Origin of the sequence: Candidatus Rickettsiella viridis (assembly GCF_003966755.1) — a bacterium.
Classification (GTDB): domain Bacteria; phylum Pseudomonadota; class Gammaproteobacteria; order Diplorickettsiales; family Diplorickettsiaceae; genus Rickettsiella_B; species Rickettsiella_B viridis.
Genome location: NZ_AP018005.1, coordinates 1,450,286 through 1,468,331, shown reverse-complemented (window position 1 = coordinate 1,468,331; position 18,046 = coordinate 1,450,286). Strand labels below are relative to the sequence as shown.

Below are 18,046 nucleotides of genomic sequence, written 5' to 3'. Positions count from 1 at the left end.
ATTTTTGCTAAAAAACAGTTGGGGCATCGGCTTGTCAAGATTACACAAAATTAAAGATAAGTTAAGCAAACTCGATAACGAGCGTTTAGCAATTGGTGCAGTTTCAATGCTGGGACTCTCTTTATTGCTACCATTACTGATTGTTACACCAGGACTACTCGAATCAGAGTGGTTTTTAAACTTGCTCAGTGTTCCCGCAGAATATGCTAGCTTTATAGCGGGTGGTGCCTATATAGGCCGGTTGATAAATTTATTGACGGCACAGGAAACAAAAAATGAGCAAAAAACAAAGGTTAGCACACTCTTAAATACAGAAGCGTTGATGAGCAGGCGTATAGGCCCTCAAGAAAAGCAGTTTACCCCCGTGGGCATGTTATTGGGGATGGGACTGGCTGTTGCCTGCATTGCTTTACATGTGGCAGTACCTTTTTTAAATATATTTTCTTATTTTGCATACTTTCTCTTTATATTAGGCTATGCCTGTGCGTTGGGTGGTTTGTTTAATCGATTAGGTAGCTCCATCGATGGCACACGTTTACGACAAGAAAAAAAAGCCATTTTAGTTGGGGCTATTGTGGGTTTGTTAGTTTCTTTGAGTTTAATTGCGATGTTAATCACTACAGGTGCTTTGCCTTTCGTGGCTGTAGCGGGTATTAGTAAAGCTTTTTTTGATCTGTTTGTGTTACATAAAGTGCTTTTTTCCTTAGCATTTGTTTTAAGTATCACAAGTACAGCCGCTTCTTTTTTTGATTATTTTTCTAAAGCGTATTGTTTTTTAAAATACCATGGTTTAGGTGCTCAGGATGAGCTGCTAAATGAGCGTATAAAAGCACGTAAGCACGAGTACCGAGGTGCTTTTTTAGGCGTAGTGATGGGATGTTTATTAACGTTAACTATTATTGCTGGTTTAGCATTGACAGGTGGTTTAGCGGTAGCACCGATTGCAGTGTGTGCTACACTTTTTATGATTACGATTACCAGCACGAGTGTTATTGCAGCACTTTTTTCAAGAATAGGTCGTGTGATAGATGGTGTTATGCGCCCTTCTAACCTCGTAATAGAAACAGAGACAACTGAAGCAGAAAAAACGAATACAATAGAAAAATCCAAAACTGAAAATAAAGATAATGCTAATCTTAATCAGAAAACATTAAGTCATTTAGAGCAGGTAGAACAAACAAGTGAAATAACTCGGCGTCATAGCATTGCATTTAGCGAGGTTATTAAGCCTAAATTAAGCATTTCGCTGCCGGATTTATCTATTACCAGTGAAGGGGCTTATATAAATATTCAAACAAGGTGTTTGCGCGTATCGTCGATTTAATAAAAGCTTTCTTTCACCCATAAAAGCGCTAAAATAGGCTTAAAATAATGAGAGGACGCATTTATGACGGTTAGTATTTTTGATTTGTTTTCGGTTGGTATTGGTCCGTCAAGCTCCCATACAGTAGGGCCTATGAAGGCAGCCTATGAGTTTGTTAGTGACTTGTCTTTGGACCAAGTTCAAAGAGTACAAATCGATCTCTATGGCAGCCTTGCCTTAACCGGCCGTGGCCATGCTACCGATAGCGCTATCTTAAGTGGTCTAGAAGGGAATTTGCCTGATAAAGTCGTTCCTGAGAAATTGCCTGAGCGTATCCAGCAAATTTTAGCACAACGGCAGATACACCTAGGCGGAAAAAAAATCATTCCCTTTTCTGAGCAAAGCGATTTTTTATTCCATCAAAAAGAATTATTGCCTTTACACACCAATGGCATGCGATTTACTGCTTTTGATGCGCAAGGTGAGCTATTAAAAAGCCAAGTGTATTATTCAATTGGCGGTGGTTTTATTGTTACTGAGCAACAATTTGGAAAACCCTCGTCATCCGTTAAAGTCCCTTATCCTTTTAATAATGCTAAAGCGCTTTTTAGTCTATGTAAGGAGCATGGATTAACTATTGCTGACATTATGCTTGCCAATGAGCAAGCGCTTGCGCCCGATAGAGATAGTCGTGCTGATTTGCTAGCCATTGCTAACATTATGCAAGCGTGTGTAGAAAAAGGCTGTCATGCTGAAGGAAACTTACCCGGTGGACTTCAGGTTAAGCGTCGCGCACCCGAACTTTATAAAAAACTAAAAAATAAAGAAACACCGAAATCGCTTACAGTAACAGCTTCTTTTTTATGGCCTACGGTTTATGCGATGGCGGTGAATGAGGAAAATGCAGCCGGTGGTCGTATTGTAACGGCGCCCACGAATGGTGCAGCCGGTATTGTTCCAGCCGTGTTGACTTATTATCGCCATTTTTATGAAGACGTTAGCGAAAAAACGATAGCTGATTTTTTATTAACGGCTGGTGCGATTGCCTTGTTATATAAAACTAATGCGTCCATATCAGGCGCCGAAGTGGGTTGTCAGGGCGAAGTTGGTGTAGCTTGCTCCATGGCAGCAGGGGCTTTGACAGCCGTGCTAGGAGGCACTTTAGAACAAATCGAGAATGCGGCAGAAATGGCAATGGAACATCATTTAGGAATGACCTGTGATCCTGTTGCGGGTTTAGTACAGATTCCTTGTATTGAACGTAATGGCGTGGGCGCAGAAAAAGCAATTAAACTAGCCTATTTAGCATTAATGGAAGATGGTAAAAATAAAAAGGTTTCTTTAGATAAAGTCATAGAAACAATGTTTGTAACAGGGAGGGACATGATGAGCATTTATAAAGAAACTTCCTTAGGTGGATTGGCGAAATCCTTAGCGGTGAATGTACCAGAGTGCTGATTATACTCATAGCATTTATAGTTTTTTAAGCTATATTTAGCTTATTTGAGTTAGCTAGGCTATAAACAGGGAAGTAGCATGTGTTTTTTTAAAGTAATCAGTGCTTTAGTGTTGGGCGTGTTGTTATATTTTGTGCCGGGGTTGCTTTACGCTGCACCTATTCCGTGTTGTATCAAGCCACATTACCATCATCCGCACCGTTTATATTTTGATTTAGGCGTAGGTAAAACCTATGACTATGCGCGTAGTAATAGTTTTTTAGAGAATAACGGATTAGTTTTTGGTACTCTTACTACGCTTACTTCTTATAGCACACCCTTTTTCTTTGTTGGAATAGGCTACCAATGGACGCAAGATTCTCCATGGTTTCCTTATTTAAATGTGGGTCTGCAGCATCGTTATACGGCGCCAATTAATGTAGCTGGAATTTCGAATACAGCACCCATTAATACCACTGATTATACTTACCGGATGCAACAGGAAAGTTGGCTTATTATGACGAAAGCCGATATCTATAAATGGAAAAGATTCATGCCCTATCTTACCGCTGGTATGGGTGCTTCCTTTAATAGAATTAGTCAGTTATTTGTCAATGCACCTGAGGTTGCAAACCAATTAACGGGTTCTACAACCCACTCGAGTGATTTCAGTTATAGCGTTGGTGGAGGTGTAGATTTTATTGTAAAAGATGATTTTTGGCTAAGTTTAGGTTACTTCTTTGATGATTTTGGAAAAAATAAGATAGATAAGGTATTTGCAAATGGTCTTGGGCCTGTATTTTCGTTGGGTGAATTAAAAAATGCCAATTTGCATGCGAATAGCTTTTACCTAAAGGCGCGCTATCTTTTTGCTTAATTTTGCTAGGTAATTTCGAGCGGATCAACGTCCAAAGACCATCGGACGCGACGATGATTACTTAAACCCGGTATTAATTTGGTTAATGGTTTTAGTAAGCTGTGTAAATCATTGCGTTTGTTTGCTTGTAGTAATAATTGCGCACGATAATAGCCTGCGCGACGTGGCGATAAAGCAGGAATAGGGCCTAATACAGTAACATTGTTTTGTAACTGTGTGGCGTGTTGTTTTATTTCATTTAAAAATGCCAATGGATAATCCGATGTGATGGCCTCAGCCCGCACTAATGCTAAATGGCTGTAAGGCGGTAACAGGGCTGTTTGCCTTTCTTGCAGTAATTTTTCACTAAAATTCAAATAGCCTTCATTTACTAACTGCAGTAACAAAGGATGTTCGGGATGATGGGTTTGAATGAGTACTTCCCCTGGTTTATCAGCGCGGCCGGCACGACCTGCGACTTGCATGATAAGTTGTCCTGTTCGTTCTAAAGCACGAAAGTCAGCGCTAAATAATCCAGCATCCGCTTCTAAAATACCAACCAGGGTCACATTAGGAAAGTGATGTCCTTTTGCGAGCATTTGCGTGCCGATTAAAATCTGACTGTCTCCTTGATGTATATTTTTTAATAAGTCCTCTAAGCTACCTTTTTTTTGCGTATTATCACGATCAAGTCGTACTATTCCAACATCCGGAAAATGTTTTTTCAAAGTTTCTTCTAAGCGCTGTGTACCTTGACCTAAAACGACTAACTGCGGTTCTTTGCAAGCAGGACAATGTGTAGTAAGCGGGCAACGATATCCACAATAATGGCACTGTAAATGCGCAGGTTTTTTGTGAAAAGTCATTGTTTGATCGCAATGTGGGCAATTGGCTGTCCATCCACAGGCGTGACAAATTGTCAGTGGTGCAAAACCACGGCGGTTTAAAAATAAAAGTACTTGGCTCTGATTTTTTAGATGTTGCGCCATGCTTTGTAATAGTAGGGGTGAAAATCCCTGTTCAAGTTTTTGATGGCGTAGATCAATAAAACGAAGTTTCGGTAAAATAGCGCAGCCCGCGCGGTTTGGTAATGATAAAAAATGATATCGTTGTTGTTTTGCATTGGCCAAACTTTCTAAAGAGGCCGTGGCTGATCCTAATACAATCGGAATATTTTCAAATTTAGCGCGCATCAATGCTAAATCACGTGCATGATAGCGTAATCCTTTTTGTTGTTTAAACGACGCATCATGTTCTTCATCGATAATAATAAGGCCAGGGCGATGAAGCGGGGTAAATAAAGCAGAGCGTGTACCCATGATAATGGCCGCTTCGCCACTTTTAGCTAATAGCCAATGCCTTAAGCGTTGTTTATCGGTGAGTCCAGAATGAAATAGCACCAAAGGTGCAGCGAAACGCTCTTGAAAACGTGCTAGCATTTGCGGCGTTAAACCAATTTCAGGTAGCAATACCAACACTTGTTTTTTGCGTTTGAGTACCGCTGCGATGATTTCAAAATAAACTTCGGTTTTGCCGCTTCCTGTCACACCATGCAGTAAAAAGGGTTTAAATTGACCGAGTGACTGCGTTACGGTGGTGACTGTTGATAGTTGATGAGCATTTAAAGTGATGGTTGTTGAATTAATTTTAACAGCATCATTTTTTTCTAAAGGTATAGCAGCGAGCGATAAGGGTTTGCCTTTTTTGGGTTTTCTCAATAATGTTGGAAAAGCATTTGTAAACGCGTCACCCAAAGGCGTGTGATAATAGCGGCTTGTCCATTCAAGCAAATGTAATAAGGTATCAGGTAGCAGTGGTGTCTGGTCGAGAATAGCAATGGCAGTTTTTAGCTGTGAAGTAGGTAATTCTGAAGTTTCACTAACTTCAATCAAAAAGCCTATTTTTTCCTGTTTCCCAAAGGGAACTAATACGCGTAACCCTTTTTTTAGCGGAATTGAAGGTAAACTTACTGGCGCTAAATAATCAAAATAGTGAGCGACTGGCACTGCAAGAGCAATTCGAAGAATAAGTGCCATTTATTTAATTAGCCTTGCATAATATATTAATGTGAGTTAGCATAGCCATAATTAGAAGGAACCAATGCCAAACGTAAATTACACTATAAGTTATGACAAGAAAAGCCAACTATTGGAGTTTGAATACGATGTTAATCTCTCCTTTGAGGCTGCTAAGCCATTAGAAAGTTTATTTAATAATTTTGGATATAGCTTAGCTAATATTATGGCTAATAATTATCAATTATCAGTTTGTCGCGTTTATAAACACGGGTGCCATGCTATCGTTTATTATGAGGATGTGCAATATAATGAACGCGTTACAGATATTTTGTTTTTACATGAAAGATACCAAGATTATAAAAACCACTATTCAAATTTTCTTTCCCAAGAAGAGTTTGCGCTTTGGCAAAATGCTATAAAAGGTGCGGATAAACCTGCTATTTTAAAGAGGCTTTATCAGGATAATAAAATATCCCGTGCTTATTTATTTAAATATGCCTATAACCATCCAGCTTCTCTCTATGAGTTAGGGAAGTATAATTTGTTTATTAATAATGTATTTGGAAAAGAGAAAGCTACTCAAACTGAAAAAATTGATGAATTACCTCTTCCTAACCCTATAAAAGATGATTTAAAGCTCAGTTTAAGATAGTTTGAAGCAATTGCCATATAGTTTCTACGCTTGCGTCTAAGGGTTGATGAATCTGTGATGTTCCCATTGTTCCTATGAATTGTGGATCGGTTGGCCCATACAAAGTAATGCTGGGAACTTCTAAAGCAGCGGCTAAATGGCTTAATCCTGTATCCACACATACCGCAGCTTTGGCGTGTAACACTACACTGGCAAGCTCAGTTAAGCTTAATGCGGGTAATACTGTCACATTTGAGTGCTTGTTACGAATTCGCGAAGCGCGTTTTTTTTCTTCTTCGTTACCCCAGGGAATAAAAACAGGTATTTTTTCTTGTGCTGTTTTTTCTGCAAGGGAATACCAAGAGGTTTCAGGCCAGCATTTAGCAGACCAGCTAGCATTGGGCACAAATACTAGATAATTTTCGGGTAAAGTAAATTTTGTTAGGTGTAAATGTGTTTTATCGATGCCATAGCAAGGCGGTGTGTTAGCTAAAGTATACCCAAACGCTTTGGCAAATAATTGGCGGCTACGAGCTATGGCATGTTGTTTCCAGGGTACGGAAAATGTTTTTTGGTAAGCTAGATTAGCAAAAAGCTCTCTGACTGAATTTTTATCGAAGCCTACCCGATACCCACGACTTAAGCGCGTTGTGACGGCACTTTTGATCGAGCCTTGTGCATCAAGTACTTTATCGTAGTGTTGCCGTCGTAGTTGTTTATAAAACTGCTGAACCTCATGTTCTCGTAAACTTTGATAAATTTGTTTTCGCCATCGGCGTAAAGCGATGGGAATGACTTGCTTCACATTTTTATGCCACATTGGAATTTCGGTAAAGGCTTCTTCAGTCACCCAATCAAATTGGATGCCAGGCAATGCGGTATTGGCATCATTGATAGCGGGCAAGGTATGGATAATATCGCCCATAGAAGACATTTTTACGATTAATACATGCATGAAATAAGCATAGTTTAGATAAAGATTGTTAAGCTAGCATAAAATGTGCTTGCTTGCTTGCTTGCTTGCTTGCGAAGAAGGGGGTGCTGCATTAAACTAAGTTGAGCTTGCTTTGACCTATACTCTTATGTCCTTGAGTTTTTTGCTGCGTTCCCGCTCAATTCGCAATCCTCATGTATGTTTTATACACGCCGGTTGCTTCATTTTCGCGGCGCCTTGCCAAAAATCCAATGGCTGAGAGTATATCAGGCAAAGACAAGTGAGACTATTCCATATAAAGAATCTAATGATGAGGACTTGATCATGCGACAGATACCTAGAGTGATGATGCATCGCCACGTCTGTATTTTACAGGGTGGTTATCAATGAGCAGCCAGCTTTTTACCCAAAAAAAACAAGCGCAGGAAAAAATTGCCGTATTGACCTGCTATGACTATACCACGGCAAAAATTCTCAATGATTCTACGCTTGATGCGTTACTGATAGGTGATAGCCTAGCAATGACCATGTATGGTTTTAAGGATACTGTGATGGCTACATTGACGATGATGGAGCTGCATACGGCAGCAGTGAGTCGTGGCGCAAGGGATAAGTTTATTATCAGCGATCTTCCTTTTTTAAGTTATCGTAAATCACTATCTAAAAGTGTTTCTGCTGCTGAAACGTTAATGCGTGCAGGTGCACATGCACTTAAATTAGAAGGTGCCGCAGGGAATCTCACTTTAATTTCTCATTTAGTTGAATCAGGCATTCCCGTGATGGGACATTTAGGTTTAACACCACAATTTGTTCATGTATTAGGTGGCTATAAAGTTCAAGGAAAAACCGTGGCTGCCGCTGAGCGTTTAAAACAAGATGCTTTAGCCTTACAAGAAGCAGGTTGTTTTGCATTGGTACTGGAATGTATTCCAGCACCCTTAGCAAAAGAGATTACACAGCTTTTAAATATTGCCACTATCGGAATTGGTGCTGGCTCAGATACCGATGGTCAAGTTTTAGTATTACAAGATCTTTTAGGGTTAAACCTGGATTTCAAGGCTAAATTTGTCAAACACTTCTTAAGTGGTAGTCATTTACTGAATGAAAGTGTTAATCAATATGTTCAATCCGTTAAACAAAGAGAATTTCCAAGCTATGAACATTGTTACTAGTATTGCTGAATGGCGAGTTTTAAGAAAAAAAATACACGATAAAAGTATTGGTTTTGTGCATACCATGGGTCATTTGCATGATGGTCACTTAAGTTTGTGTACGCGTTCCCAACAAGAAAATGACATGACTATTGCGGCTATTTTTATTAACCCTACACAATTTAATCGCGATGAAGACTTTTCCAGTTATCCACGTACCTTAGAAAAAGACAAAAGCTTATTATCTAAACAAAAAGTTGATTATCTACTCTTGCTAGATAAACAAGCTATTTATCCTGACGATTATCAGATACAAATTAGTGAAACCACTGAATTAAGCCAAATGCTGGAAGGAAAATTTCGTCCAGGTCATTTTAACGGTATGTTAACGGTCGTGTTGAAATATTTAAATATAGTTAAACCGACACGTGCGTATTATGGCGAAAAAGATTATCAGCAATTATTACTCATAAAAAAAATGGCACAGGCACTATTTTTAGAAACAGAAATTGTGTCTTGTTTAACCGTACGTGCGGAAAATGGATTGGCGTTGAGCTCTAGAAATTCATGTTTAACAGCAGAACAACGTGAAAAAGCAGGCCATTTTGCACAGATGTTAAAAAAAGTGCAAAATTCAGCATTAACGGTTACACAACTAGAAAATTTAGGATTTAAGGTTGATTATATTGCTGATCAATGGGACCGGCGTTTGGCAGCGGTTTGGTTAGGCGATGTAAGACTGATTGATAATATATCGTTTATAATTGCGAGAAATAACGAAATATAAAGAGCATAGATTTTGTAGCTTCTAGTATTACTAAATGGTGGTATATCTTAATAAAGAGCTGAGGAAAGTATACGATAAGCTAATTTTGCAGCTAAAAAATCGCAGCTATGAAAATGAGGAATAGGTGCTAATTCGTTAATATCGGCACCCACTATTTTTCCTAGTTTACTTGCTCCTGTAATAATGGTTTGTACTTCGTCCCAAAATAAACCACCGGGCTCAGGTGTACCTGTTGCAGGCATTAAACTGGCATCAAATCCATCTACATCAAATGTAAGATAAATAGGACGGTTTTCTAAATAAGAAAATATTTCTTGCAGATCCCAAATTTTTTTATCTTTAGCCCAATAGATATGAATTCGGTGAAGGTTTTTTTCTAAAAATAGAATTTCCTCTACTGAAATGTTGCGGATTCCAATGGAAACGACCTCTATGTTAGGATAATCGAGACAGCGACGGATGGCAGAGGCATGGGAAAAGTGTTCACCTTTATAGCCATCACGTAAATCAGCGTGGGCATCAAAATGTAAAATGATAAGATCAGGGTACCTTTTAATGAAGGGACGAATTGAACCCGCAGTAATAGAGTGTTCTCCACCAAAAACAAAGGGAAATTTTTTAGACTGCAATGTCTGTTCCACTAAGCTTTGGAGCTGATCTAATGCTTTTGAGATATTTTTTTCAATCGTTGGTTCTGGCAATGTTACTATACCGATACGTTGATAAGGTTCACACCAAACTGCTTCATCAAATAATTCTACTTCATGCGAAGCTTGAATTATGGCTTTTGGTCCATGGCGTGTTCCAGAGCCATAGCTAACAGAATGTTCTAAACCAAAAGGAATAATTACGGCTTTGGCTGCTTTATAATTCACCGCAGATTCTGCAGCTAAACCTAAAAAAGCGATTTCAGGATCAAGAACTTGCATTATTTTTCTTCAAATAATTTTGTGTATTGGCGTCGTGCGCGTTGCTGCCAATAACCACGATGATAAGCATCACTGGCGAGTAAGGGTAGAACAGAAGTTGCTTCGGCGTAGACCATTTGCTCATAAGTGGTTTCCACTTTTCCCCAAGAACAGGCTTCCTTTAAGGTTGAGCTGGAACATGCACCATCGCGTGCATCTGCGACGGTAATCTGAAGAGCATATTTATGCATATCTGTTTTCTGACCAAGGATTTCTGCACAAACTACTGTATCTTGCACAAAATTTTTGGGGACGCCACCGCCTATCATCAGTAACCCAGTTGTTCCCGCTTTAATTTTTATTTCTGTCAATTCTCGAAAGTCACGAATTGAATCAATCGTTAAATGCGCTTTAGGATTTTTTACTTGATGGAGCGCTAAACCAAAACCAGCTGAAGAGTCAGTAAAAGCAGGACAGAAGATGGGAACATTTTTTTCATAGGCAAGCTGGATTAAGGAATTTTGTTTTTTAGCATGACCCTGGGAAAGATAAGCTCCCATAGCTTGAATAAATTCACGCGAACTATAAGCTTGAGGAGTTAATGTATTAGCTATTTTAAAGATAGTATGATCACACTGTTGTAGCTCTTCTTCATCAATATAAGTATCATAAATCCGATCGATATATAAATCACGTAACTGGTGATCATTTGATGATGAACTACCTTGATAATGACGAAAACCTAATGCTTCAAAAAAATCCATGTCAACAATGCTTGCGCCGGTTGCTACAATAGCATCGACCATATTGTATCGTACTAAATCTGCATAGAGCTTCATGCAACCCCCTGCTGACGTAGAGCCTGCAATAGTTAAAATGATACTGCACTTTTCATCTCGTAACATTTGATTAAAGATTTGTGTCGCACGCGCGAGATCACGAGAAGTAAAAGACATATATTTCATCGCATCGATTATCGGACGCGCGTCAAACCGCGTAATATCGATGTGTTCTATCGGTTTTTGTAAAAAATTATTTTTTAATGGGCTTGTCAAGTCTGTTTGAGTTTCCATAAGAATTCCCCATTTTAACAATTTATATTGAAGTAGATAAATGAGATCAGTATGTTGCTATTTCACTAGGGTACATGGTTAACAAGGGTGCATCTGAGACTACAACAATACCTGGATGTTGTTTAAACCCATTAAATTGTGTTGATAGCGTTCGGCTATAGGCACCTAACTGACCGATTTCAATGTAATCGCCAGTTTTTATATTGCGCGGCAAATAAAATGGACCCTTCATATAATCCAATGAATCACAAGTAGGGCCAAAAAAACTAAACGGAAAATTACTTACAGTTGTTGTATCTTTTTGATATAACAACCGTACAGGAAAGTTAAATTGAGGAATACCTGCGTCAAACAAACTACCGTAAGTTCCATCATTAATATAGAGTTTATTTTTTTTCCTAAGTTCTACACAAACAATTAGCGAGGTACTCTCAGCGACCAAAGATCGTCCTGGCTCACACAACAATTGAATGGCTGGATAATCGCTCTTAACAGAAAAAAACTCCTCGTGTATTGCGGTAAAGTAATTTTCTAAGGGGGGTGGAACCATTCCTGGATAAATCGAAGGGAACCCACCGCCTACATTAAAAAAATCAATGTCCACTTTGGCATCGTTTAAAACTTTATGTGCTAAGCGAATTGCCATACGATAGGCATCGGGGTGCATACATTGGGAACCTACATGGAAACTAGTGCCTAATTTATAAGCAGTTTTGCGAATTTTTTTTAATAATCCCGGTGCTCGGTGTAAACCAACACCAAATTTTCCAGCTAGATTAAGTTTAGCAAAAGAGTGAGGAATCGCTAAACGTAAGTGCAGACAAAGATCTTTCGCATGCTTTGTAGCACGCAAAATTTTATTCAGCTCTTCACTAGAATCCAATGAAAAATGGCGAACGCCATAGTTAAAATACGCCTGCTGAATAGCATAGGGCGATTTTATGGGATGCATAAAATAAAGTTTGGCCTGTGGAGCGAGTTCTCTTGTCAATCGAATTTCTTCATGGGAAGCTACATCGAACGCTCGAATACCTTGTGCGTACATGGATTGGATCACATGTTTTTCAGGGTTGGTTTTTACTGCATATAAGATATGCCCATTGAACTGTGTGCAAAAAAACTTGATAGCGCGCGTTAAACTAGCCGGTCTAAAGGCAAAAACAGGTTCCGTAGGGTAAGTTTTTGCGATGCTAGCAATAGTTTGAAGTTTCATTTCGCATAAAACCTCTCTACAGGATGATTAGAAAGAGAGAATGAATATAGCACATACTCTCCCCACGTCAATAAAAGTACCAGCTCGTTTTCAATAAAGGACTGTGTAGAGGTGGCTTTGGATGAGTTATTTACTTATTTTGCAGTTGTAATGGGTTTTATGTCGAAAGTGCTCGGTGACGTGTAATTTTTACGATAGCTTTAGTAGTACGGAGTAAGCGAATAATTTTAGCAAGATGCTTTCGATTTCTGACGGATAGTGTGAAGTGAATAATACTATGTTCTCTATCATGGTTTTCAACTCGGAGGTTATCGATGTTAGTGTTTGCTTTAGCAATGCGATTCGTTAGAAGCGCAAGAGCGCCGCGTTGGTTTAAAATTTCAATATAGAGGTCAGTTTTATAAAAGCCTTCGGTAATCTTTTCCCATTGTACGAGAATAGCGCGATCTTTGTTTTTTTTCAATAACCGTACCGCATATTTACAACGTTGTAAGTGTATTGTAAGGCCATGACCTGCGTTGAGTAAGCCTATGATCTCATCGTCTGGAATAGGACGGCAGCATTCAGAGAATGTAATTAAACTATTCTCTGCGTTCTTAATGAATAAAGGTAATGGACTTGGACTATCTTTTTTTGCAGTTGTTTTTAAATTTGTCAGTGAGCTAGCAATTATTAATGGGTGAACATAGCCTAATCCAATCGCTTCGAGTAAATCTTCAAAGGATGCATAATGAAATTTACTCAATGTTTTAGTGCTGTGTTTGGGCGATAGATGTGTGCTCTCTTTTCCGAGGGGGCTTAATGTGTTGTCGAGTAAACGCTGTCCTAGTTGAACGGCTTCGTTATGTTGTTTGGCTTTAAAAAATTGACGGATATGGCTACGCGCACGTCCAGTAGTTACAAAATTTAACCAACGTGAGTCTGGCACGGCTTCTGGATCAGTCATAATTTCCACGGTTTGGCCACTTTGTAATGCCGTACTTAAGGGGACAGGTTGTTGATCAATTTTAACCGTAACACAATGGTTTCCTATATCCGAGTGGATCGCATAGGCAAAATCGATAGGTGTGGCTTTTTGGGGTAGCTCAATGATATCGCCTTTAGGCGTAAAAATATAAATATCAGAAGGAAACAGATCGATTTTGACACTTTCTATAAACTCTAATGAGCTTGAGGTTGTTTTTTGAATATCAAGTAATCGTTTTAGCCATTCACGAGCGCGTAAATGCGGCCTAAGTTCGCTTTCCTTGTTTTGATCTAACCAATAACTCACGATGCCGTGTTCAGCGCATTTATCCATGCTGGTAGTGCGGATTTGAATGTGTATAGAAGTGCTAGGTCCAAATAAGGTAGTGTGTAAGGCTTGGTAGCCATTGGCTTTGGGTAGGGCTATATAATCATGAAAATGATCGGGTAATGGCTTATAGAGATTATGAACGGTACCTAAAACACGATAACAACTATCAATATTGTCTACAAGAATGCAAAAAATCGGAATATCAATAATTTCATTAAACCCTAAATGATTTTCACGCATTTTTTTATAAATAGGGTAAAGATGCTTTTTTTTCTGCCAAATAGCAGTGGGACGTAAGTGGTTTTTTTGAAAAGCAGTTTTTATTTCAGCCTCGATCTTGCTTATTAATGCCTTACGTTTTCGTCTAGTTTTCTGTAATGCGGTTTCTAAAATACGATGACGCCAAGGATGAAGATTCCATAAGCACAGATCTTCGAGTTCAACACGTAGCGCATGCATTCCTAGACGTTGCGCAATCGGCGCGTAGATATCTAGAGTTTCTCTCGCAATGCGTTGACGTTTTTCCGGCGGAACAACGGATAAGGTACGCATATTATGCAAACGATCCGCCAGCTTAATGAGAATGATACGTATATCTTTTGCCATTGCGAGCAGCATTTTGCGGAAGTTTTCTGCTTGTGCTTCGGCACGGCTTTGAAATTGAATTTGGGTGAGTTTGCTCATACCATCGACGAGCTCTGCAATTTCAGGGCCAAAGGTGTTGGCTAAGCTATTTTTTTCGATAGCGGTATCTTCAATGACATCGTGCAGGAGTGCAACGATCAGGGTTTGTGCATCCATATGCATTTGCGCCAAGATTTTAGCCACAGCAAGCGGATGAGTAATATAAGGATCGCCACTATGCCGCTGTTGGCCAGCATGTGCTTTAGCGGCAAATTGATAAGCGTGGTAGATACGTTCGACTTGATCGGGTGGTAAATATTCTTGCGCTTCTTGTTTGAGTTCACTAAACAGATGCATGCAGGATCCCCGCCAAGCTATTATGGAGTCGTGGTTTGTGCACCACTTTCTAGTTCAGATTTTCCTTCAGTTTCATTAAGTCGTCCGCTGGCAATTTCTCTAAGCGCGATGACAGTCGGCTTATCATTTTCAGGCTCAACCATTGCCATGCCGCCTTTTGCAATTTGCCTTGCGCGTTTTGATGCTATAATGACTAGCTCAAAATGGTTTTCAACTTTTCGTAAGCAATCTTCAACAGTAATACGTGCCATATTCTTTTCTCTATCGTCAGTAAATTTCTTGCTACTATACCCATTTATGAGTGGTATAGACCCTGTGTTTCCTGATGTAATGTTCAATCTATAGGCTATACTATATCATTATTTGGCTTATTTTATACCATTCTCTGCGCCCTATAGGGATATTAGCTGGCTTGCATGAGGGCTGTAGTGACATCGAGCATTCGATTGGAAAACCCCCATTCATTGTCGTACCAGGCTAATACCTTCACAAAATCGCCCATTACACGGGTTTGTGTCGCATCGACGGTAGAAGAAGCTGGGTTATGGTTATAGTCAATGGAGACCAAAGGCTCTTCACTATAGTTCAATATGCCTTTAAGAGACGCTTCTTGAGAGGCTTGTTTCAATATTTGATTCAGTTCTGCGACGGTTGTTGCCCGTTTTGCTTGAAAGCTTAAATCAACCAGAGAAACATTAATCGTTGGGACACGTATCGCAAGACCGTCTAATTTGCCGGCCAATTCTGGGAGTACAAGACCTACAGCGCTAGCCGCCCCGGTTTTTGTGGGGATCATGGATGAGGTGGCAGAACGCGCACGATGCATATCGCTATGATGCGTATCTAATAATACTTGGTCGTTAGTATAGGCGTGAATGGTGGTCATTAAACCTTGAATGATTCCTAGTTTTTCATGTAGGGGTTTTACGATAGGTGCTAGACAATTGGTCGTGCATGAGGCATTAGAAATAATTTTATGATCGGCTTTTAAGGTGTGGTGATTGACGCCATAGACAATAGTGGCGTCCACGTCCTTTCCGGCAGGGGCTGAAATAATTACTTTTTTTGCACCGGCTGTGAGGTGCTTAGCCGCTTTATCAGGGCTAGTAAATAAGCCCGTGCATTCGTGCACTACATCGATATTGAGTGCTTTCCAAGGTAATTTTTCTGGATCACGCTCTGAAACCATTTTTATACGATGGTCATTAATAATTAAATGATCGCCTTCAACAACCACGGTTCCCGAAAATTTTCCATGTGTTGTATCGTAGCGGGTGAGGTGGGCATTCATGTTGATATCAGCTAAATCATTGATTGCTACAATTTCTATATTGTGTTTTTTGGGTGATTCAAAGAGTGCTCTTAGGATATTACGCCCAATGCGTCCATAACCATTAATAGCAATTTTTGTCTTCATCGGTGTTTTCCCCTTGTTTTTTAAGTGGCTAATAATTCATTGAGTATTTTAACGGCATGTTCAGTAGTGAAACCTAATGCTGCAAATACAGTAGCGCCTGGCGCAGACTCACCAAATCTATCCAAGCCAATGACTTTTCCTTCACAGCCTACATAGCGATACCAAAAATCAGTATTACCCGCTTCAATAGCAAGCCGTTTCGTGATCGTAGGAGGTAAAACTGAGTGTTGATAACTGACATCTTGTATGGCAAAACGATCGCTGCATGGCATAGATACTACACGAATTTTTTTTCCTTGTTGATTTAGCGATTGTGCGGCATTCATAGCGAGGCTTACTTCAGAACCCGTGGCGATAATAATGGCCTCCGGTGTAGATTCACTATCAAGAAGGATGTAAGCACCGCGATTGATAGCGAATAAGCTTGTTTCTGAATGGCTTTGTGGCGCTAAAGCTTGCCGTGTGAGTAATAAACAAGTAGGCCCTTGATGTTCTATGGCTTGCTGCCACGCGATGGCTGTTTCAACGGCATCACAAGGTCGCCATACAGAAAGGCCAGGAATCATACGTAAACTGTTGATATGCTCTATAGGTTGATGCGTAGGGCCATCTTCACCTAATCCGATAGAATCATGTGTGTAAACAAAAATAACGCGCTGTTTCATTAATGCTGAGAGGCGAATAGCATTTCGAGCATAATCACTGAATACTAAAAAAGTGCCGCCATAGGGAATAAATCCAGCATGTAGTGCGATACCATTCATCATCGCCGACATACCAAATTCTCGAACACCATAATGGATGTAATTCCCAGCAGGATTTTCTCGATTTAACACATCAGAGGTTTTGTTGAGGGTTAAATTAGATTCAGTTAAATCCGCTGAGCCACCTAATAATTCAGGTAATAGAGGGCTAAAATCATTTAAGCTGTTTTGCGATGCTTTACGTGTAGCAATTTTTTCAGATTTTTTAATGGTTCCCAAAATGATTTTTCTGGATTTTTCCGACCAGTTTTCAGGAAGTGCACGGTTAATTCGGCGTTGGAACTCTTTACTTAATTCGGGATGTGTTTGTTGATAGCGTTGCCATTTTTCTTTCCAGCTGTTTTCTAACGCGGTGCCTTTTTCGCGAGCATCCCAGCATTGATAAATATCGTCAGGAATTTCAAAAGCAGGATAATCCCATTGCAATCCTTGTTTAGTGGCCGCTATTTCTTCGTCACCTAAAGGTGCCCCGTGCGCTTCGTGACTATTCGCTAAGTTAGGTGCACCAAAAGCGATATGTGTTTTACAGCAAATTAAGCTGGGTTTATCGGTTAAGGCGCGTGCCTGTTGAATGGCTTGTTTTAGTTGCTCAGGATTATGGCCATCGACATCGGGAATAACATGCCAGTGATAGGCCTCGAAGCGTTGCGGCGTGTTGTCTTTAAACCAGCCTGAGACATCACCATCAATGGAGATGTTATTATCATCCCAAAAAGCAATTAATTTCCCTAATCCTAAGCAACCGGCTAATGACGCGGCTTCATGAGAAATACCTTCCATTAAACAGCCATCACCCATAAATACATAAGTGAAGTGATCGACTATTTCATGGTGAGGACGATTAAACTGCGCCGCTAAGCTTCGTTCAGCTAGTGCCATGCCAACGGCATTAGCAAATCCTTGTCCTAATGGACCGGTGGTAGTTTCTATACCCGGTGTTATGCCAACTTCAGGATGGCCAGGTGTTTTTGAGTGTAATTGGCGAAATTGTTTAATATCTTCTAACGTAAGATCATAACCTGTCAGGTGAAGCAGGGCATAGTGCAGCATGGAACCGTGCCCATTGGATAATATAAAACGATCACGATCAGGCCATTGTGGATTATTGGGATTATGTTTTAAAAAATCTTGCCATAAAACAGTCGCAATATCGGCCATTCCCATCGGCATACCTGGGTGACCTGAATTGGCTTTTTGTACGGCGTCCATGCTCAATACGCGAATGGCATCGGCACATTTTTTTTGATAAGGCATGTTTTAATACCAGAAGCTCAGTC

General features: G+C 39.9%; 15 protein-coding genes. 6 read left to right on the top strand and 9 right to left on the bottom strand.

Annotated features, from left to right (window positions below):
* Positions 1–31: 31 nt before the first annotated feature.
* From DMP02_RS06590 to DMP02_RS06580, 3 genes are all read left to right on the top strand, one after another.
* Positions 32–1,324 (top strand): hypothetical protein, encoded by a 1,293-nt coding sequence (locus DMP02_RS06590; protein WP_126323349.1) that lies wholly within the window; start codon positions 32–34, stop codon positions 1,322–1,324.
* Positions 1,325–1,387: 63 nt separating this feature from the next.
* On the top strand, positions 1,388–2,761 hold the full coding sequence (locus DMP02_RS06585) for an L-serine ammonia-lyase (protein ID WP_126323348.1): 1,374 nt from the start codon (positions 1,388–1,390) through the stop codon (positions 2,759–2,761).
* 78 nt (positions 2,762–2,839) lie between these two features.
* Entirely contained in the window at positions 2,840–3,616 is a 777-nt protein-coding gene (locus DMP02_RS06580) for an outer membrane protein (RefSeq protein ID WP_126323347.1), read from the top strand.
* A 5-nt stretch (positions 3,617–3,621) separates the two neighbouring features.
* On the opposite strand, the gene DMP02_RS06575 is transcribed toward DMP02_RS06580, so the two are convergent.
* Positions 3,622–5,631 (bottom strand): primosomal protein N', encoded by a 2,010-nt coding sequence (locus tag DMP02_RS06575; protein WP_126323346.1) that lies wholly within the window; start codon positions 5,629–5,631, stop codon positions 3,622–3,624.
* A 64-nt stretch (positions 5,632–5,695) separates the two neighbouring features.
* Between DMP02_RS06575 and DMP02_RS06570 the strand changes: the two genes are divergently transcribed.
* Positions 5,696–6,265, top strand: a complete 570-nt coding sequence (locus tag DMP02_RS06570; protein ID WP_126323345.1) for a hypothetical protein — start codon at positions 5,696–5,698, stop codon at positions 6,263–6,265.
* Here DMP02_RS06570 and waaC read toward each other — a convergent pair.
* Complete coding sequence (gene waaC, locus DMP02_RS06565) at positions 6,252–7,199, bottom strand: lipopolysaccharide heptosyltransferase I (RefSeq protein WP_126323344.1); 948 nt, start codon at positions 7,197–7,199, stop codon at positions 6,252–6,254. The genes DMP02_RS06570 and waaC overlap by 14 nt on opposite strands.
* A gap of 365 nt (positions 7,200–7,564) precedes the next feature.
* Between waaC and panB the strand changes: the two genes are divergently transcribed.
* Together panB and panC are read left to right on the top strand one after the other, a co-directional pair.
* The gene (panB, locus tag DMP02_RS06560) at positions 7,565–8,350 is read left to right on the top strand and encodes a 3-methyl-2-oxobutanoate hydroxymethyltransferase (RefSeq protein WP_126323343.1); all 786 of its coding nucleotides are present in this window, start codon (positions 7,565–7,567) and stop codon (positions 8,348–8,350) included.
* Complete coding sequence (gene panC, locus DMP02_RS06555) at positions 8,334–9,116, top strand: pantoate--beta-alanine ligase (protein WP_126323342.1); 783 nt, start codon at positions 8,334–8,336, stop codon at positions 9,114–9,116. The genes panB and panC overlap by 17 nt, the downstream gene beginning before the upstream one ends.
* 47 nt (positions 9,117–9,163) lie before the next feature.
* Here panC and speB read toward each other — a convergent pair whose 3' ends face one another.
* From speB to tkt, 7 genes are all read right to left on the bottom strand, one after another.
* Complete coding sequence (speB, locus tag DMP02_RS06550; RefSeq protein WP_126323341.1) at positions 9,164–10,045, bottom strand: agmatinase; 882 nt, start codon at positions 10,043–10,045, stop codon at positions 9,164–9,166.
* Positions 10,045–11,097, bottom strand: coding sequence for a 1,9-bis(guanidino)-5-aza-nonane synthase (locus tag DMP02_RS06545; protein WP_126323340.1), 1,053 nt, complete (start codon positions 11,095–11,097; stop codon positions 10,045–10,047). Before DMP02_RS06545 ends, speB begins: the two co-directional genes overlap by 1 nt.
* A 46-nt stretch (positions 11,098–11,143) precedes the next feature.
* Positions 11,144–12,310 carry a type III PLP-dependent enzyme gene (locus tag DMP02_RS06540; RefSeq protein WP_126323339.1) on the bottom strand — a complete coding sequence of 389 codons (1,167 nt, stop codon included), beginning with the start codon at positions 12,308–12,310 and terminating at the stop codon, positions 11,144–11,146.
* A gap of 157 nt (positions 12,311–12,467) precedes the next feature.
* Positions 12,468–14,588 (bottom strand): RelA/SpoT family protein, encoded by a 2,121-nt coding sequence (locus DMP02_RS06535; protein ID WP_126323338.1) that lies wholly within the window; start codon positions 14,586–14,588, stop codon positions 12,468–12,470.
* A gap of 20 nt (positions 14,589–14,608) precedes the next feature.
* A complete protein-coding gene (rpoZ, locus tag DMP02_RS06530; RefSeq protein ID WP_126323337.1) occupies positions 14,609–14,839 on the bottom strand; it encodes a DNA-directed RNA polymerase subunit omega in 231 nt (76 codons plus the stop codon).
* A gap of 152 nt (positions 14,840–14,991) precedes the next feature.
* Positions 14,992–16,005 carry a type I glyceraldehyde-3-phosphate dehydrogenase gene (gap, locus tag DMP02_RS06525; RefSeq protein ID WP_126323336.1) on the bottom strand — a complete coding sequence of 338 codons (1,014 nt, stop codon included), beginning with the start codon at positions 16,003–16,005 and terminating at the stop codon, positions 14,992–14,994.
* Between the two features lie 20 nt (positions 16,006–16,025).
* Positions 16,026–18,023, bottom strand: coding sequence for a transketolase (tkt, locus tag DMP02_RS06520; protein WP_126323335.1), 1,998 nt, complete (start codon positions 18,021–18,023; stop codon positions 16,026–16,028).
* Positions 18,024–18,046: the final 23 nt, after the last annotated feature.